Source organism: Vibrio gallicus (genome assembly GCF_024346875.1).
Classification (GTDB): domain Bacteria; phylum Pseudomonadota; class Gammaproteobacteria; order Enterobacterales; family Vibrionaceae; genus Vibrio; species Vibrio gallicus.
The window spans coordinates 915,966-933,500 of record NZ_AP024872.1; the positions used below are offsets into that span (position 1 = coordinate 915,966).

General features: G+C 44.2%; 17 protein-coding genes and 1 pseudogene. 3 read left to right on the forward strand and 15 right to left on the reverse strand.

Annotated elements, in window-relative coordinates:
• Positions 1-22: 22 nt before the first annotated feature.
• Positions 23-1,711 carry an L-lactate permease gene (locus OCU28_RS15855; RefSeq protein ID WP_261817850.1) on the reverse strand — a complete coding sequence of 563 codons (1,689 nt, stop codon included), beginning with the start codon at positions 1,709-1,711 and terminating at the stop codon, positions 23-25.
• Positions 1,712-1,851: 140 nt separating this feature from the next.
• On the opposite strand from OCU28_RS15855, the gene OCU28_RS15860 reads away from it, so the two are divergent.
• Positions 1,852-2,751, forward strand: a complete 900-nt coding sequence (locus tag OCU28_RS15860; RefSeq protein WP_261817851.1) for a LysR family transcriptional regulator — start codon at positions 1,852-1,854, stop codon at positions 2,749-2,751.
• Between the two features lie 120 nt (positions 2,752-2,871).
• On the opposite strand, the gene OCU28_RS15865 is transcribed toward OCU28_RS15860, so the two are convergent.
• The 10 genes from OCU28_RS15865 to OCU28_RS15910 all read right to left on the reverse strand — a co-directional run bounded on the left by OCU28_RS15865 (position 2,872) and on the right by OCU28_RS15910 (position 12,727).
• Positions 2,872-3,876, reverse strand: a complete 1,005-nt coding sequence (locus OCU28_RS15865) for a substrate-binding domain-containing protein (protein ID WP_261817852.1) — start codon at positions 3,874-3,876, stop codon at positions 2,872-2,874.
• Between the two features lie 9 nt (positions 3,877-3,885).
• Positions 3,886-4,800, reverse strand: a complete 915-nt coding sequence (gene rbsK, locus OCU28_RS15870; protein ID WP_261817853.1) for a ribokinase — start codon at positions 4,798-4,800, stop codon at positions 3,886-3,888.
• A 126-nt stretch (positions 4,801-4,926) separates the two neighbouring features.
• Positions 4,927-5,808, reverse strand: a complete 882-nt coding sequence (gene rbsB, locus OCU28_RS15875; protein ID WP_261817854.1) for a ribose ABC transporter substrate-binding protein RbsB — start codon at positions 5,806-5,808, stop codon at positions 4,927-4,929.
• Between the two features lie 90 nt (positions 5,809-5,898).
• Positions 5,899-6,888: a ribose ABC transporter permease gene (gene rbsC, locus OCU28_RS15880; RefSeq protein WP_261817855.1), complete on the reverse strand. Its 990-nt coding sequence runs from the start codon at positions 6,886-6,888 to the stop codon at positions 5,899-5,901.
• Positions 6,885-8,390, reverse strand: coding sequence for a ribose ABC transporter ATP-binding protein RbsA (gene rbsA, locus OCU28_RS15885; RefSeq protein WP_261817856.1), 1,506 nt, complete (start codon positions 8,388-8,390; stop codon positions 6,885-6,887). The genes rbsC and rbsA overlap by 4 nt, the downstream gene beginning before the upstream one ends.
• A 24-nt stretch (positions 8,391-8,414) precedes the next feature.
• On the reverse strand, positions 8,415-8,834 hold the full coding sequence (gene rbsD, locus OCU28_RS15890) for a D-ribose pyranase (RefSeq protein ID WP_261817857.1): 420 nt from the start codon (positions 8,832-8,834) through the stop codon (positions 8,415-8,417).
• Between the two features lie 173 nt (positions 8,835-9,007).
• Positions 9,008-9,667, reverse strand: coding sequence for an endonuclease III domain-containing protein (locus tag OCU28_RS15895; RefSeq protein ID WP_261817858.1), 660 nt, complete (start codon positions 9,665-9,667; stop codon positions 9,008-9,010).
• A gap of 178 nt (positions 9,668-9,845) precedes the next feature.
• A complete protein-coding gene (locus OCU28_RS15900) occupies positions 9,846-10,139 on the reverse strand; it encodes a DUF1330 domain-containing protein (RefSeq protein WP_261817859.1) in 294 nt (97 codons plus the stop codon).
• A 154-nt stretch (positions 10,140-10,293) separates the two neighbouring features.
• Entirely contained in the window at positions 10,294-11,835 is a 1,542-nt protein-coding gene (locus OCU28_RS15905; RefSeq protein WP_261817860.1) for a BCCT family transporter, read from the reverse strand.
• Positions 11,822-12,727, reverse strand: a complete 906-nt coding sequence (locus tag OCU28_RS15910) for a homocysteine S-methyltransferase family protein (RefSeq protein WP_261817861.1) — start codon at positions 12,725-12,727, stop codon at positions 11,822-11,824. The genes OCU28_RS15905 and OCU28_RS15910 overlap by 14 nt, the downstream gene beginning before the upstream one ends.
• Before the next feature lie 223 nt (positions 12,728-12,950).
• Here OCU28_RS15910 and OCU28_RS15915 point away from each other — a divergent pair.
• Positions 12,951-13,544: pseudogene (locus tag OCU28_RS15915) on the forward strand (AarF/UbiB family protein); the annotation flags it as partial.
• Positions 13,525-14,304 (forward strand): NAD(P)H-dependent oxidoreductase, encoded by a 780-nt coding sequence (locus OCU28_RS15920; protein WP_261817862.1) that lies wholly within the window; start codon positions 13,525-13,527, stop codon positions 14,302-14,304. The pseudogene OCU28_RS15915 and the gene OCU28_RS15920, both read left to right, overlap by 20 nt.
• 9 nt (positions 14,305-14,313) lie before the next feature.
• Here OCU28_RS15920 and cyoE read toward each other — a convergent pair whose 3' ends face one another.
• Genes cyoE through OCU28_RS15940 form a run of 4 tightly spaced genes read right to left on the reverse strand, consistent with a single transcriptional unit; the run spans position 14,314 to position 17,535 of the window.
• The gene (gene cyoE / locus OCU28_RS15925; RefSeq protein ID WP_261817863.1) at positions 14,314-15,210 is read right to left on the reverse strand and encodes a heme o synthase; all 897 of its coding nucleotides are present in this window, start codon (positions 15,208-15,210) and stop codon (positions 14,314-14,316) included.
• Complete coding sequence (locus OCU28_RS15930; RefSeq protein ID WP_261817864.1) at positions 15,207-16,268, reverse strand: COX15/CtaA family protein; 1,062 nt, start codon at positions 16,266-16,268, stop codon at positions 15,207-15,209. The genes cyoE and OCU28_RS15930 overlap by 4 nt, the downstream gene beginning before the upstream one ends.
• A gap of 6 nt (positions 16,269-16,274) precedes the next feature.
• Positions 16,275-16,832 carry a hypothetical protein gene (locus tag OCU28_RS15935; RefSeq protein WP_261817865.1) on the reverse strand — a complete coding sequence of 186 codons (558 nt, stop codon included), beginning with the start codon at positions 16,830-16,832 and terminating at the stop codon, positions 16,275-16,277.
• Entirely contained in the window at positions 16,822-17,535 is a 714-nt protein-coding gene (locus tag OCU28_RS15940; RefSeq protein ID WP_261817866.1) for an SURF1 family protein, read from the reverse strand. The genes OCU28_RS15935 and OCU28_RS15940 overlap by 11 nt, the downstream gene beginning before the upstream one ends.

A 17,535-nucleotide genomic window follows, 5' to 3' on the forward strand; every position in this document is an offset into this window, starting at 1 on the left:
TCCAACGCCCTCTAGCTTTGTCCTACATTAGGTAGTCAGTAAACTTAAATCCGTATACCACTATCAATCCAATCAGACCCGCAGCCAACAAGTAATACGCCGTTGGAATAATGGTTTTACGCAGCGTAGCCCCTTCTCGACCGAGTAGCCCAACTGTCGCTGACGCGGCAACTACGTTGTGAATCGCAATCATATTACCCGCCGCAGCACCTACAGCTTGCAGAGCAATCGCCACCACGCTAGATATAGTTAATGTCTGTGCAACCTCATATTGGAACTGGCTGAACATCATATTAGACACCGTATTTGAGCCTGCGATAAAGGCACCCAGTGCACCGACAGTTGCACTCAATGCAGGAAACGCATCGCCAACTAGTCCAGCGGCAAAGGTTGCGGTTGTAACTGGCATACTGGCTAAATCAGCCGCATTGACTCCCGAGTTAATAAAGATACGTACCATAGGGATGGTGAACACCAATACAAATCCAGCCCCGATTAAGGTTTTACTTGATTCACCAAACGCTTTTACCAATGGCTTTACATTTTGAGTCTGGATCAGCACCGCTAGCAGGGCCACAAACACCAAGATACCGCCAGGTAGATAGAGAGGCTGAATAGCAGCGCTCACGCCTGCTTCACCAAGAATATTGCTCACCCCAAGGTTAATACTGGTCAGCAACGACTTAAATTCCGTGCTGACACGACTCGCCACTAGAATCACAGCCAATAGAACATATGGAAGCCATGCAACAACCATATTCATTGGCTTAGCCGTCTCTTTTTTAAGGTCCATTTTTAGAGAGCCTAACCATTCTGCTGGCCACTTACTTTCATGTTCGAAATCCCACGTTTTCTTAGGGGCTAAGAAGTTACGTTTTGCGGCAAATACCACAACAGAAAGGCCAACTAAACCGCCAATCAAAGATGGGAACTCAGGTCCTAAGAACACACCCGTTAACGCATAAGGAATGGTAAAGGCTAAACCTGCGAATAGTGCAAAAGGAAGAATATCTAGCCCTTCTGTCCAGCTCTTATTCTTACCAAAAAAGCGTGTCAACATCATCGCCATAAGCACTGGTATCAGGGTACCAATTACAGCATGGATGAGCGCCACACCAGCGGTTATCTGCTGAAGGTACGCCACCCAACTAGAGCCGTTCTCCAGTAGAGCAGCACTGATTGCAGTAGTATCTAATCCTCTATCTACCCCAACAATAATCGGTGTACCAACCGCTCCAAATGAAACTGGAGTTGATTGGATCATCATACCCATCAACACTGCGGCTAGAGCTGGAAAACCAATCGCAACTAATAGCGGAGCCGCTATTGCCGCTGGTGTTCCAAAGCCGGACGCACCCTCAATAAATGAGCCAAAGCACCATGCGATAATAATCGCCTGCACACGCCTATCTGGTGATACATTGATAAAGCCATTACGGATCGTTGAGATTGCCCCAGTATGCTTGAGGGTATTCAGCAAGAAGATGGCACCGAAGATTATCCAAAGCACGGAAATGGTGATTCCGAATCCTTGAAATATTGAAGCCAACACTCGGTTTGCTGACATATCCCATACCGTTAACGCTATCACTACCGTTAACGCAAACGCCACTGGCATGGCGCGTTTTGCTGGCCAATTTAGGCCAACCAACAATATTGCCGCCACCACAATAGGTGAAAAAGCAATAAGGGCTAAGATGGTATCACTCATGGTAGTTATATCCTTGTTCTTCTATGAGCATACTGTTGCGTTCAATTAAACGTCTGTTAACACTTTGATAACTTAACCCTTTACATTATTTCGATATATGGAAACAATGACATTGATACTTTCCTAAAATGACATAATCAATGAATTCTAATGACCTAATCCTTTTTTCTCAGGTAGTCGAACTTGGCAGTTTTAGCAAAGCAGCTGATAGGAATAACCTTACAAACTCTGTTGTCAGTAAGCGTATCTCTCGTTTAGAGCAACAAATTGGAGTGCAACTTCTATATCGAAGTACCCGAAAGCTATCACTTACAGAGGCAGGAAAAGCCCTCTATATTGGTTCTAGAAATGTGAGGCAAGCCACGCAAGAAGCATTAGATGCCGTATCTAAATTTGATGAGAAAATTGAAGGACATATCAAGATGTCGGTCCCAACTATCTCCGGGGACCTATTGTTGGCTGATGCCGTATCAGAGTTTTGTAATCAAAATCCAGGCCTTAGCGTAGATATGTCTCTAGATAATCGCTTTGTTGAGCTTATTGAAGATGGGTTCGATCTTGTGATTCGGACGGGTTATATGGAGCAAGCGAGCTTAGTATCTCAGCACATTATCGATTCACAATGGATAGTGTGCGCCTCTCCCACTTACATTGCACAAAACGGTAGGCCGTTATCCCCTTATCAACTATCAGAATTCAATTGCTTGCAATACGCCTATCAATTAACCGGCGCCAACGAATGGGAGTTTAAAACTAGGGACAACAACTATTTTGTGCACGTTTCAGGAACGTTTTCTACTGATAACGCAGGTGCACTGCGCAAGGCAGCCTTAGGTGGAAGAGGGATCGCGTATGTACCCCGCTGTCTTGTCTATCAGGATTTAAAGAAAGGAACCTTAATTGACCTTTTTCCTGAGCAAGTCGCAAAGAATCTTGGGATTTATGCCGTTTACCCTTACTCAAAATACCCACCTCAAAAGATAAAAATGCTAATCGAACATATCAAACAGCGCTATCAGAAGATAGCCCATTACTTCTAAGCAATGACCATTAAGTTAGCACCCACTATCAAAATAAAGTTGATTGTAAGGTGTTTTATTCAGGACAGTCCCAATATTTTCAAACATATTAGAAACGGGACAGTCCCGAATATATTTCAACTAGATAATAGCGCTAACGGTTTGACGCTCGGTGAGCTTTGGCTCAAGCTCAACGATTTCATACTCAGTGTCCGGACCTTTCAGCCGGTTAAGTAACGCATCAACCGCAGCCTTTCCTAAACGAAACTTAGGTTGATGGATAGTGGTAAGGGCGGGAGCCATAAACCGAGAAATCTGTAGGTCGTCATAGCCGATGATTGACAGATCTTGAGGGATGCGTATACCACTTTCGGTGGCAGCATTTATAACCCCCATGGCCATCATATCGTTACATACAAATAATGCCGAGGGTAAGTTTCCTTTTGCAAGTAAGCGATAGAAAGCATCGTATCCGCCTTCACACTCAAAATTTCCCTCTTCAATCCAATCGGGATTCACCGTCATGTTGGCGTCATTAAGTGCTTTCTTAAATCCTTCAAAGCGTTTTTGAGCTTGATACTTAATCAAAGGTCCGGTAATACAACCTAGGTCTTGATGTCCCTTGTCAATCAAGTGCTGAGTGGCGATATAGCCACCTTGTAGTGAGTTATCTTGGATCTTATCCGCCTCAAAGCTGATATGCCCCCAATCCATAACTACTACCGGCAAGCTAGGATACCTATCAAACACCTCAAGATTTTCTCCTTCTAAAGAAGGACACATCAAGATCAACCCATCTACTCGCTTTTGCATCAAGGTTTCAATTGAATCTCGCATGCGAGCATGGTCGCCTTCGGTGTTACATAGGATCAAATTGTAGCCGAGCTGATAGCAGTGACGCTCAACCCCTTTCACAACCTCACCGAAAAAAGGGTTGGTGCTATTGGTTACCAACATACCGAAGGTATTGGTTCGATTCAGCTTTAAGCTCCGCGCCAACGCTGACGGGAAATAGTTGAGCTCTTTCGCTGCGTTGTTCACTCGCTTGGATATCTCTTCGCTCACATAGCGACTGTTATTAATCACATGGCTTACTGTAGAGGTAGATACCCCCGCGTGCTTTGCGATGTCTTTCATTGTCGCCATATTTGCCTCTTATTTCGCTAAAAATGCTTCAACTTCGCTTCGAGTTGGAATCGAAGTTTGAGCTCCGAAGCGCGTAACAGATATTGCAGCAGCGGCATGTGCGAACACAATCGACTGATACAGATCTTTACCTTCTAGAAGTGCGGTCACCAAACCGCCGTTAAAGGTGTCTCCCGCTGCAGTAGTATCTGTAGCTTCAACCCTAAATCCGGCAACAATTTGCCCTTCACCATTCTCACTCACCCATACCCCTTTGGCACCAAGGGTTATCATCACTGTGCGAATACCCTTTTGATGGAGCTTATTAGCCGCTAATTGCGCCGACGCTTCATCGACAACCGCGACACCAGTGAGCACTTCAGCCTCGGTTTCATTTGGCGTAATGATATCAATTAATTTAAGCAGTTCATCGGATAATTGACAGGCTGGAGCTGGGTTTAAGATCACCTGGGTAGCGTGCTGCTTTGCATGTTGCGCGGCTTTTTGGATGCCGCACAACGGTGTCTCTAACTGAGTTAATAGATACTGCGCTTCGGCTATCGCACTAAGATCACTTTCAATAACTTGTGCAGTAAGCTCAGCGTTAGCTTCAGCTGAGATGCAGATGCTGTTTTCACCGCTATCTGCCACTTGGATCATTGCGATACCTGTCGGGCGATCGGTGACAACCTTGATACCTTGTGTATCTATACCATCACCCTTGAAGCTATCAATAATATTGATACCAAATGAATCATCACCCACGCTTGCTACAAACCCAACATCGGCATTCAACCTAGCCGCCGCAACTGCTTGGTTGGCCCCCTTGCCACCAGGAATCACTTGATACTTGTGTCCGTGTAAGGTCTCTCCCGGGCGAGGAAAAGATGGTACCTGCAAAACATGGTCAGCATTCACGCTGCCCAAAACAATCAGTTTGCTCATGGGATGCCCTCTACGAGTTGTAAATTAAGATAATATATTCAGATAGGTGTGAACTCTTTATAAAAACTCACACCTATTTGATAAGCCCCCAAAAAAGGAAAAGGGGGCTTAAACAAACATCACATATTACTGCTTAGCAATAACCTTTAGAGGCACAGGGATGTTCTTTTCAACGGTTTCGCCTTTAAGGACTTTAGCCGCAGTCTCAACACCTAGAGCACCAATCAAGTCTGGTTGCTGGGCAACTGTTGCAGAAAGCAAGCCACGGTTAACCGCTGCAATACCATCATCAGTCCCGTCAAAGCCAACGATCATCACATCTTTACCCGATGCTTGCACAGCACGCAATGCACCTAGCGCCATTTCATCATTTTGCGCAAACACTGCCTGTACATTTGGATTTGCGGCTAGCAGGTTCTCCATTACATTAAGACCCTTAGTGCGGTCAAAATCAGCTGGCTGGCTGGCTAGAACTTCCATTTTGCTTTCTTTTACTGACTTCATGAAGCCTTCGCCACGCTCACGTGCAGCAGACGTACCCGCAATGCCTTCAAGTTGGATAACCTTCGCAGTTTCACCTACTTTTTCCATGATGAATTTTCCAGCCATTTCACCACCAGCAACATTATCTGATGCAATATGACTCACCACATCCCCACGGTTCGCGCCGCGGTCTAAGGTAAGTACAGGTATATTAGAACGGTTAGCCATACGGATTGCATTGGATACTGCATCTGAATCTGTTGGGTTGATCAAGATAGCCTTAACACCACGCACAGTAAGATCTTCGACATTCGAGAGCTCTTTACTTGGGTCATTCTGCGAGTCCAAAACAATTAGGTTGTAGCCCAGCTCTTTGGCTTTAGCTTCAGCACCATCTTTCATAGTTACAAAGAATGGGTTGTTAAGAGTTGAAACAACAATTGCCATCGTATCTTGAGCATGCGCTGAAACAGACATTGTTGAAGACAGTAGGGCTGCAGAGATTAAAGCAGTGAGTTTTTTCATTATAATTTCCTTGTGTAGGTACAGGTTCAACCATTTAGTTTTATCCATTGACTGGCATTGCTAGCCAATGGTTGTAGGTTGTAGAAAAACTTATTTATTTTTATTGTCTACCATTACCGCCAGCAGAATCACCACAGCTTTGGCAATCATCTGGAAATAGGAAGAAACGTCGAGCAGGTTAAGGGCATTGTTTAAGAAGCCAATAATAAGCGCACCGACCAATGTTCCCATAATACGTCCTTTACCACCCATCAAGCTTGTACCACCCAGTACAACTGCTGCGATAGCGTCAAGCTCATAACCCATACCTGCGGTAGGCTGAGCTGAAGATAGACGAGAGGTCACAATGATACCGGCCAGTGCAGCCAACATACCGCAGATGGCGTATACACCCATTTTGACGCGGTCAACATTGATACCAGATAGACGAGTTGCAGATTCATTACCACCAAGGGCATATACATAACGACCAAAGCGAGTGTGGTTTAGCAAATACCATGCCGATGCAAATACGATAACCATCAACCACACTGGTACTGGAATACCAAACGCATAGCCGGTACCAAACCAAGCAAAGGCGTCAGCGGTGTCGGTAAAGCCGGTTGAGATAGGTCGACCATCGGTGTAAACCATAGTGACGCCGCGCAATAAGGTCATAGTGACTAGGGTTGCTATAAACGCCTGTACTTTACCTTTAGCGATAATGACACCACTAATTGCACCGAGCGCCGCTCCTGCTAACAATGCAGTGGGTACGGCTATTATTACGGGGATTTCGAGACCAATCATGGTGGCAGCAAAAGCGCCACACAGGGCTAGCACTGAGCCGACGCTCAAATCAATACCAGCGGTGAGAATAACTAAGGTCATGCCCACTGCGATAATTGCATTAACTGAGGTTTGACGCAGAATATTTAGGATGTTATCAAGCGTGAAAAAATTCGGGTTTAAGAATGACACTACTGCAATCAAAAATAATAGTGCAATCAATGACTTTTGTTCAATTAGCCATTGTTTACTGATCAAGGATTTCTTCACACTAGGTTCGGTTGTTGTTTTGTTCATAGCCTTGCTGCTCATGCTGCTACCTCTTTGATTTTTTTGCCAACGGCACACGCCATTAATTTCTCTTGGTCTGCCTGTTTGGCATCAAATTCACCACTAATTCGACCTTCGTGCATCACAATAATTCGGTCGCTCATCCCCAGTACTTCTGGCATTTCTGAGGAGACTAAGATGATGCTCATTCCATCTGCTTTAAAGCGGTTAATTAATTGATAGATCTCTTTTTTAGCCCCAACATCTACACCACGAGTCGGTTCATCTAAAATAAGAACCTTTGGTTTAGTCATTAGGCCTTTAGCAATCGCAACCTTTTGCTGATTACCCCCAGAAAGATTGCCAATAATCTGCTCGCGTGTTGGGGTTTTAATATTGAATAGCTGGATAAAATCATCTACCGCCACTACCTCATCACTATGCTGGATACGCCCACCCTTAGTGAGTTTGTTTAGCGAACAAAGCGACATGTTTTCTTTGACTGACAATCCTAAGACCAAGCCATCACCCTTACGGTCTTCAGAGATATAAGCTATGCCATTGGCTAACCCATCTTGTGGAGTGGCAGGATTAATAGTTCGGTTATTTAGATTAATCACGCCTCGCTCACTTGGCAGAGCGCCATAGATAATCTTCATTAACTCCGTACGCCCAGCCCCCATCAAGCCTGAAACCCCTAAGATTTCACCGCGCTTGAGGTTAAAGCTCACATCGTGAATACCAGAGCCGGTTAGGCCTTTAACTTCAAGGCAAAGATCACCATGGCTCACCGCAATACGGGGGTACTGTTCATCGAGTTTACGGCCAACCATCATCTCAATTAGCCCATCTTCATCGGTAGATGAAACCTGACACTCACCGATAAACTTGCCGTCTCTAAGTACGGTGATGTCATCGCAGATCTCGAAGATTTCTTTGAGACGGTGGGAGATATAAACGATACCGCAGCCCTGCTCTCTTAACTCTCGAATAACAGCAAATAGAGACTCGGTTTCCGTATCGGTTAGAGCATCTGTCGGTTCATCCATGATGATAACCTTTGACTCAAACGATAACGCTTTCGCAATTTCAACCATCTGCTGCTCACCTAAACTCAGCTCACCAAGCAGGGTCTTAGCACTGTGTTTTACATTAAGTCGAGCTAATAACTTATCTGCTTCTTGATAGGTTTTATCCCACTGGATGCGACCTAACTTTGAGGTAAATTCACGGCCTAGAAAGATATTTTCCGCAATAGTTAGCTCTGGAATAAGGTTAAGTTCTTGGTGAATAATGCTAATACCCGCCTCTTGAGAATCCTTGGGACCTTTAAAGGCTGCAGATTTATCTTGATAGCGAATGGTGCCGGCATCTTTAGAATAGATCCCCGTTAACACCTTCATTAGAGTCGATTTTCCTGCGCCGTTCTCACCCATTAGAGCCATCACTCGGCCTGGGTACACATTCAAACCCGCTTTATCTAGCGCCTTAACCCCAGGAAAGGCTTTGTCTATCTGGGATAGCTGTAAAATGGCTTGTTTCATACCACTTCCTCAAACTCAATTAGATTAAAAGACAACACCCGCTTGGAAAATCACATTTGCGTATGGGGTACACTCACCAGTTCGAACCACAGCGCGACTATTGTGCGTTTGTTGTTTAAACTCCTCGTGAGATACATAATTGATTGAGATAGCCTTGCCAGTGCGTGCCTGTTCAGTCTGTAATTCATCCATCAATGCCGCATGCAATTTGGCACTTACCGTTTTGAACTCTTCAGCTATCACAACGCCTTCAACTTGGGACTCAGTGAGTATCACCTTGACGGTCTCGATAAAAGAAGGGACACCATGGCTTAACGCTAGATCAATTCGTTGTACGTGGTCAGGGATGGGTAAGCCAGCATCACAGATGGTGATCTCATCGGTATGGCCTAGGGTTGCAACTAAGTAAGATATTTCCGAGTTAATTAGGGTACTTTTTTTCATAATCAGAGCCTTGTTTTGCGCTTTTATGTAACACATTTTATAATGTAGAGCGCATTCATCGAAACGTTTCGATGAATAATAACTAGCAGAAATAAAATGACGACTAGCAAAACTGTTTTATGGGATCAGACTCAAAAAATTCACACTATATTCACGCTAACTATAAGACTAGATCATCCCTTCACTTCTACCTTCAAACAGGTTCTAGATAAAGGACAGTCACCACACAGAGGTTTTTTTCGACAAAAGGTCTGGCCATGCTCAACCATAAGCCCATGATAGTATGCATAGGTGGTCGTATCTGCAGGAATAGCTTGTTGCATCAGAGCGCGCAGTTCCTCGTAGGATTTAGGTACAGGCATACCATAGCGAGAAAAAATCCTGCGCGCGTAGGCATCTATTACAAACGAAGGCTTGCCGATGGCATAGGTTAAAATCACATCTGCAGTCTCCCCTCCCACGCCTTTGATTGCGAGTAATTGCTTACGAAGTACATCAAAGTGCTGCTCTCTTACGAGTTGAATATCAAAGTGGTAATTGGCATACCACTGGGTTAATGCCTTTATCTTGAGAGCCTTTTGATTGTAATAACCGCTTGGTCTTATCTTTTGCGCGAGATCCGTCACATCCATTTGCAAAATAGTATCGGCTTTTAAGTCGGGCTTTAAATTATCTAGGGCTTTTTGGGCGTTATTCCAGTTGGTATTTTGCACCAGTATCGAGCCTAACATAATCTCGAAAGGGTCCTGACTTGGCCACCATACAAGATAGCCGTAATGGGATTCTAACTGCTCAAATACAGCAATAATGGTATGGCTTGTATTTCGTTGCATAATTACCTTATATAACATGACTAGGTATGTTTTTTTATCCTCAAGTATAACGCTAGTAGCCTAGGTTAAATATCAAGAAAAAACACATGCCAAACGGGTTAACTGGCAAAGAAAAAGGCTAGATACTTTATGTATCTAGCCTTTTTCCGGACCTAAAACGAGTGAGATTTGTTTAGGGTTATTCCAAGCCTTCAATCAGCACATGATGGCTAATCGAGCCTTCGGTTCTTGCCTTTAGATGCGGTGCATATTCTGGATCATTCATAAAGGCTAACGCAGCCTCCTTGGATGGCCACCACAGTATAACTCGTGCAATCGGGTCTTCACCCTCACCTTCTAGACGCATGTGGTTGGTCGTACGAGCAATATACTTACCACCATGCTTGGCAACGATAGCACCTGATGCCGCTGCATATTCTGCACCCCATGAATCTGAGGTTGGGGATACCTCTAATACTGAATAAAATGCCATCTTCCAATCCTTCCTTTCAATGATTTCTGAAACTTCAAATAGCATAGCACCGCTTTTATAGTTAGATAACCCTTACATATCGCGATTCAGTTTCAACAAAAGCAAAAAAATCCCTCGGAGCAATGCTACGAGGGACTTAGTTTTATATATAGGATTAAGCGGTAAGTTCTGTTGTTGAAGCTACCAATGTTTGGTCTTCATCACTTTCAACTATGGGTGTGCCCCTTAGTTGCATCATTAACTGCTTAACCAAAATCCCGTAGATAAACATCATAGGTAGGCCTGCAACCACACATAGGGATTTAATGGTGTTGATACCTCCCCCGCATAAGAACACGCTAAAGCTTATCAAGGCAATAGCACCTGCCCATAAGAGTTTCACCTTGTTATCTGGGTCGCCGCTAAGTGCAAGTTGATTCGTTGTCAGCATTGATGTAGCAACACTTGCACTAGACATGGTGGTCAACATCAAGAAGAACTGGATGATGAGAAATAGTGCCAGAGTAAAATCTTTAGCCGGTAAAGTTTTAATTAACGACACCACCGCAAAGGTCAGCCCACCATCATTCATCCAATCCTGAACGGGGAAGCCACCCAGCATTTGAGCCCAAACCGCATAACCACCAAAGATTGAGATAAAGAATGCACAGCCAAGTGAGCCCATTGAAATAGTACACAAGATAACCTGACGGATCGTACGACCACGGGAGATTCGAGTAATGAATAAACCCATCATGATTAGATATGCGTAATACCAGAACCAATAGTATTCAGTCCATGCCTGTGGGAAGCCACTTTGCTGAACTGGGTCTGTCCACAATGACATACGGAAATAGCTATCAAGCATTACGCCAATAGAATCTGTAAAGTTATTCAATATGAAATGTGCATTAGATGAAAATAGAACAAATAAAGCGAACGCTATAGCTGCTATCACGGTATAGTCGGAAACCTTGCTGATACCCTTGTTAAAGCCCACCAGCATGACCGCAAGTAACACCACAACGAATAGTAAGATGATCCCGCCCTGCAACAACAGGCTATTTTGAATACCAAACAGCTCAGAGACCCCTGTACTTAACAGGGTAACTGTTAGCGCTAAGGAGCTAGCAAACGCGGCTAGAGTTCCAAAAATAGCAAGTAAATCAATACATCTCGCGACGATTGGATTTTTACCTACTACTGGCTCACACAGCGTGGAAAGTTTAAGTGTGCGCTTCTTTTGCACATAAAATGCATAAGCGAATGGTAGTGCAGGGAAACAGTAAATTGCCCATCCGGTCACACCCCAATGGAAGATTGAGTAGGTCACCGCCCATGCGGCGGCTGCATAGCTGTTCGGATCTGCAAACAGTGGTGGCGACTGCAGATAGTACATCGGCTCACCAATTCCCCAATAGATAAGAGACGCACCGACACCTGCGGTAAAGATCATACCGCCATATGAAAAGTTTGAGTATTCAGGTTTACCTTCTCCAAGCTTAATAGAGCCGTATTTTGAAAAAGCCAACCAGAATAAAAATCCAACTAGAGCAAGGCTACACAGCTGAACCAACCAACCAAACCAACGAGTAACAAAGGTCATAGCACCGTTTGCTACCGCTTGAGACTCAACTGGATACACAGAGGAAACAACAAGCAATAACAGCACTAAAACAATAGCTGGAATCGCCAGTCCAAAATTAAGATTCTTCAAGGCTATCTCTCCAATTTGCTAATGCCTGTATATGAGAAGGCTCAATCCCACAGCATCCACCAATAATACTTGCACCTAAGTTGTACCAAACTTTGGCAAATTCTAGGTACTCCTCGGGTGAGAAATTGCGCATTTGTTGAAGCGTCCCATTTGCTTGATGATCCGATTTAATCGGTGTAAAACTGTTTGCAAAAACCCCAATTGTCAATTTGGTACCCGTCAGCTCTAGAGCTTGATTAACATCTTTTATCGCCTGCTCTATTACCTCAGGTACGGAGCAGTTAAAGAAAATACCTGCAGCAACATTGTGTTTAATTAACACCTTAACCGCATCTGTCACCAATTCACCAGAGCGCAAACGAGCACTGTGTTCGTTGTCATCAATGAGACTAAATGAGAAGTAACAAGGTTTATCAGTATTAGAAAGAACCTTAGCGATGACCTCGGCTTCTGCGATACTCGATACCGTTTCAGCAAACCAGATATCCACATAATCGTTCTGGGCTTGAAATAGAGTTAAACTAATTTCAAATGCCTGCTGAGCTTTAAATAAGTCGGGGCGATAAGACCCAAATACCGGCGGAATAGACCCTGCAACTAACACATCTTTTTGCGACTGAGCAACGACATCACGTGCTATCTTAGCCGCACTTTTAGCTAATTCAGCACCCTGCTCTGCATAAAGCGCTTCCCCTAGGTGAAACGGGACACACGCATAACTGTTTACTGTGATGATCTCAGCGCCTGCATCAATAAAGCCTGTGTGCGCTTGTGCAACATGCTTAGGTGACTCAATCAGTGCTTGTGCACTCCATAGTGGTTGAGAAAAAGGAGCTCCGATTCTTTTAAGCTCTCTCCCCATTCCACCATCTAATATTGTTAATCTTGGCACTTTAGACGTCTATACTTCTAACTGGATTTGGTGCTATTCAACCATACTGAGACATAAATCACAGTGAAAATTACTCACCATCAACATGAGCAAAATTCATGATGAGATTATTGAGTATTAGTTATTCAATTACGCTAAGTGTGCAGTTTCATAAAATGATAAGTGAGCAAACTAACTTAAGGGTGCGTATGATTATTAGAGAAATAATCTTAAAAGGCACGTCATGGCTAGCGACGAAAGTAAAGTACCAACCCATAGGATTTCACGACTCGGTAAGATCGTATCCTTAACAACAAGAGTTGGAGGCGCTATGGTAACCGAAGGAGCCAAGCAATTAGCTCAAGGTAAACGCCCCAATACAAAAGACTTGCTACTAACACCTGCCAACATTAAGCGAATAGCAGATCAACTTGCACATCTTCGCGGCGCCGCTATGAAAGTAGGACAGCTGTTATCCATGGATACAGGCGATCTTATCAATCCAGAGCTCGCATACATTCTGGCGCGACTGCGCTCTGATGCAGTCCCCATGCCCGCTAAACAACTGTCTGAGGTTCTTACTGAACAACTAGGCTCCAACTGGAAAGAAAATTTTATAACATTCAAATTTAAACAAATTGCAAGCGCCTCAATCGGTCAGGTACATCAAGCCCATGCTGACGACGGAACCCCATTGGCGGTCAAGGTTCAATACCCTGGCATTAGTGAGAGCATTGATAGCGATGTGGACAATGTTACTGCTCTATTAAGCATCATAGGGCTGATCCCAAAAGGTGTTGATTACAAAGGATTGCTAGATGAGGCAAAGACACAACTTCGTGCTGCAGTTCCCATTGTATTGGTATTCAATCCCAGCACTACTTAAGAAATGGATAGACGATGTATTTAGCTACAACTTTGCTTATGGTTCAAAAGGGGACAAACTTAAAGGCAAAGACTTCCTATTGTCATTTACCATCGGCGGCCCAAATGAATCTTATGATCCACTAGGATACAACCACTTTACTATTGAGCAATTACTTACACCGCTACAACAAACGGCATACCTTGCTGGGATGAACTACCAAAAACCACTATATAGCCACGGAATGGTGTTTATTCCCGGTGTATATAACACTCAACAAGGGGTTGAAGAAAAAGCGGCATTGCACGGTGAGCAGCTTTGTGTTCGCCTTAATGAGCTTTTAGAGTCAACAGAAAACAAGGTTAAAAAGCTCGCCACAGAGTGGTTTGCAAAATTTGATCTCTTGCCAGAAAGCAGTGAATACTTCCTGCGATCTTTGTCTAAGGATATTCTCTGGCAATCACCTGAAGGAAACTTTAGTGGTCATGCTGGGTTCAATGATTGGTACTCAACCATACGCAAGATGTTTAAGCCCAACTGCCAGCATATTATTGAAGACATAAAAGTCGATGAAACCGACTCAGGCATCTCAGCACAGCTACGTATACGATTATTGGCGCAAACCCTTCAGGGTGAATCTATTAATATGCTTGTCAATGAACAATGGGCTCTTACAGATAGCAACGGCAAGCTAGAAATCTGTAGCTATATCGTTGAACCCGTTCAGGATTAGAGGCTAGCCTCACACGTAGTGGTCGACTAACAGGAACACAAATAACAACATTAAATGGTAGATGGAGAATTTAAAGGTCTCCATCGCCTGTTTTTCATCACTACGGTATTTTAACTTCCAAGCATGATAGATAAACCCTGCACTTAACGACGTTGACCCTACCATATAGATATAACCACTCATGCCGACTAAAATCGGCATTGCACACACCAACGCGAGCAAGATGGTATACAACAAAATACTAGTTTTGGTGTACGCCACACCGTGCGTTACTGGCAACATAGGTATATCTGCCTTAGCGTAATCTTCCCGTCGATGAATCGCCAACGCCCAAAAATGGGGTGGGGTCCATACAAAGATAATCATCACTAATAGCCATGCATGAGCATGAAGCTCCCCGGTTACCGCTGTCCAACCTAACAACGGTGGCATAGCTCCTGCAATCCCGGCAATGACAATGTTTTGTGGCGTGGCACGTTTTAGATAAAGGGTGTATACAACGGCATATCCCAGTAAGCTGGCAAAAGTTAATATGGCGGTCAACGGGTTGACTCCTAGCCATAAAATAACAAACCCCAATACACCTATCGAGGTAGCAAACCCAAAAACTCTTATAGATGAAAGATCACCAGATGGCAATGGCCTCTTGTAGGTGCGAGCCATTATGGCGTCAATTCGCTGATCAATTAAATGGTTAAAGGCTGCGGCTGAACCGGCCATCAACCCTATCCCCACCAATCCCAAACTAGCAGCTAGTAACGGCAGCCCAGCAGGCATAGCAAGACACATCCCCACAACCGCCGTTAATAACATCAATGCAACAACTTTTGGTTTGGTCAACTCATAATAACTGCGCCAATAACTGCGTATTTTTAGAGTATCTGCTTGAGGGGTATATTGAGTCATAACGACAGTTCCTTGTTCGTTGACACAGAAGAAATGGGGGCGATAACAACGCGAGCCCATAATGCATGATTAGCCGCAACTAAGGTTACTAACAAAAGGGCTGCACCTAGGTTGTGCATCACCGCATTTATCAAAGGTAAGTGAAATACAACATTGGCAATTCCTAGCCAAACCTGTATCAAAAGCCCAATAGCAATAACCTTGGCAAGGCGTTGTAGGATTGACAATTTACTGCGAACTAGAAAAACGATCGCAATCAATAAGCTGAAACTGGTTATCATTGCACCAATCCGATGAGATATATGTATGGTCATTCGAGCGCCGTAATCAAGTACACCGAACTCATAGCTATCATGCTCAGGCTGTATGAATGTAAACGCGTTTTCAAAATCAAGATGCGAGACCCATTGTCCCTGACAGATTGGTAAACTGGTACACATTAATGCCGCATAATTTGAAGACGTCCACCCACCAAGCATGATCTGCACTAGCAATATCAAGGTTGCAACCGCAACGATACAGCGCAAGGTGGATAATGGCTTAGCCGGCAAATACATCATTAACTCTCGGCTAAATCTAAGTCGACAACACACCAAACTTAATATACAAAACAGCCCGAAACCGCCAAGTAAGTGCAGCATCACAATCACAGGCATCAACTTAAGGGTAACCGTCCACATTCCAAGAGCTGCCTGCATAACAATAAGCACACTCATAGCGACTGCGATACCACGCATATCTGGTTTATATCGCCAAACCAACAAAGATAATGCAAATACGATAGTGCCTAATGTCCCTGCAAAGTAGCGATGAACCATCTCCAGCCATGCCTTATTGCTCTCCACTGGCCTCTCGGGAAAAAGCTGTTCAGCCGCAACTACATCTTTAGCATGAGTCGGAACGGTGAGTTGTCCATAACAACCGGGCCAATCAGGGCAACCTAAGCCAGCATCAGCCAATCGAGTATAAGCGCCTAAACCAATAACCATAAAAGTTACGACTAAAGCCAACATTGTGACACTTTGCAGTCGCCTCTCTATCAGTATGCGTCCTTGCATCTGTTACTACCCCACTCGTGAAAGCTTAAGAATTTTCCGCACGTCTGAGATTAACCCTTTACTCTGACTTACCGCCTTCTCTACCTGCACCTCAGGATAGCGAATCACCCATTGTCCCAATGGATCCACCAGCAGATAATCTTGCTCAACTACCGGGAGCTCGCGCGCAGGTAACATCAATAGATGTTGCTTATCAGCCAAGCTATTTACCCACTCAAGATCGGATGAATCGGATGCATACAGTGCAATTTGCACACGCTCAGCGTAAGCACCTAACGCAACGCGGCTTTGGTTGAGCAAGTACCAACGCTCCTTACACACTGCATCGCAAGAGCTAGGTACAATGAATACCAATTGCCATGAGTCAGGAATAGGATTCACTATTCCTAGCTGTTTAAAGGTAACTCGAGGCTCTATTAGATTACCTTTATTGGTCGCTCCTGCTTCATACCAATGCATATATAGGATCAGTTTTGCGGCAATGACAGGAATAACAAACAATGCCAATAGTGCTACTAGCTTATAGCGACCACTTCGTTGCTGTTGATTAAGGCTAGCTTCCATTCTTCTTCCTTCTAACTACTATCAATCCAATCAACAAGGCATAAACCCCAGCCATCGCAAACCACTGAAATGCATAGCCATAATGCTTTTGTGATGTCATTGGATAGGGCTTCCATATCTTAGGTAATGGGTTATCAACACTGACACTGGGTTGCACGATAAACGGTACAAATACCCGTTCAAAATAGCTCCCTAATTGCTCAAGATTAAGATTTTGAATGCGCACTCCCCGAACAAGGGGTTCTATTAATAAATCAGAGCTTAAAGGATTGAGGCTTTTCTCAAATACTCGCCCTTCAATCACCTGATTTTTTAGTGTCTGATTAACCACAGGCAAGCGCTCTCTCGAAACCCCGCCCTGCACAAACCCTAACTCAACCAGCATATAACTCCCATTATTAGCTAACTGCATTATCTGAAACACTCGGTAACCAACCCCCGAATCCGAGGTTACATTATCCCAATATACTAAAGGGAGGTCGGTACTATCGAGTACAACCCGCACCGGAAAACCAGTCAGTAATTGATTAGCAGGCTGGTTCATAATTTGAGTGTAATTCAATGGTGCCATATCTTCTCGCGCCATTAAGTCAGCCTCATAACCCAGCTTTTCATCCCCTCTTGCCAACTGCCAGAATCCAAGTTTGACCAGAGCAACAAACACGGCCACAGTTAAGGTTAATAATATTGTCTTCAACAGCAC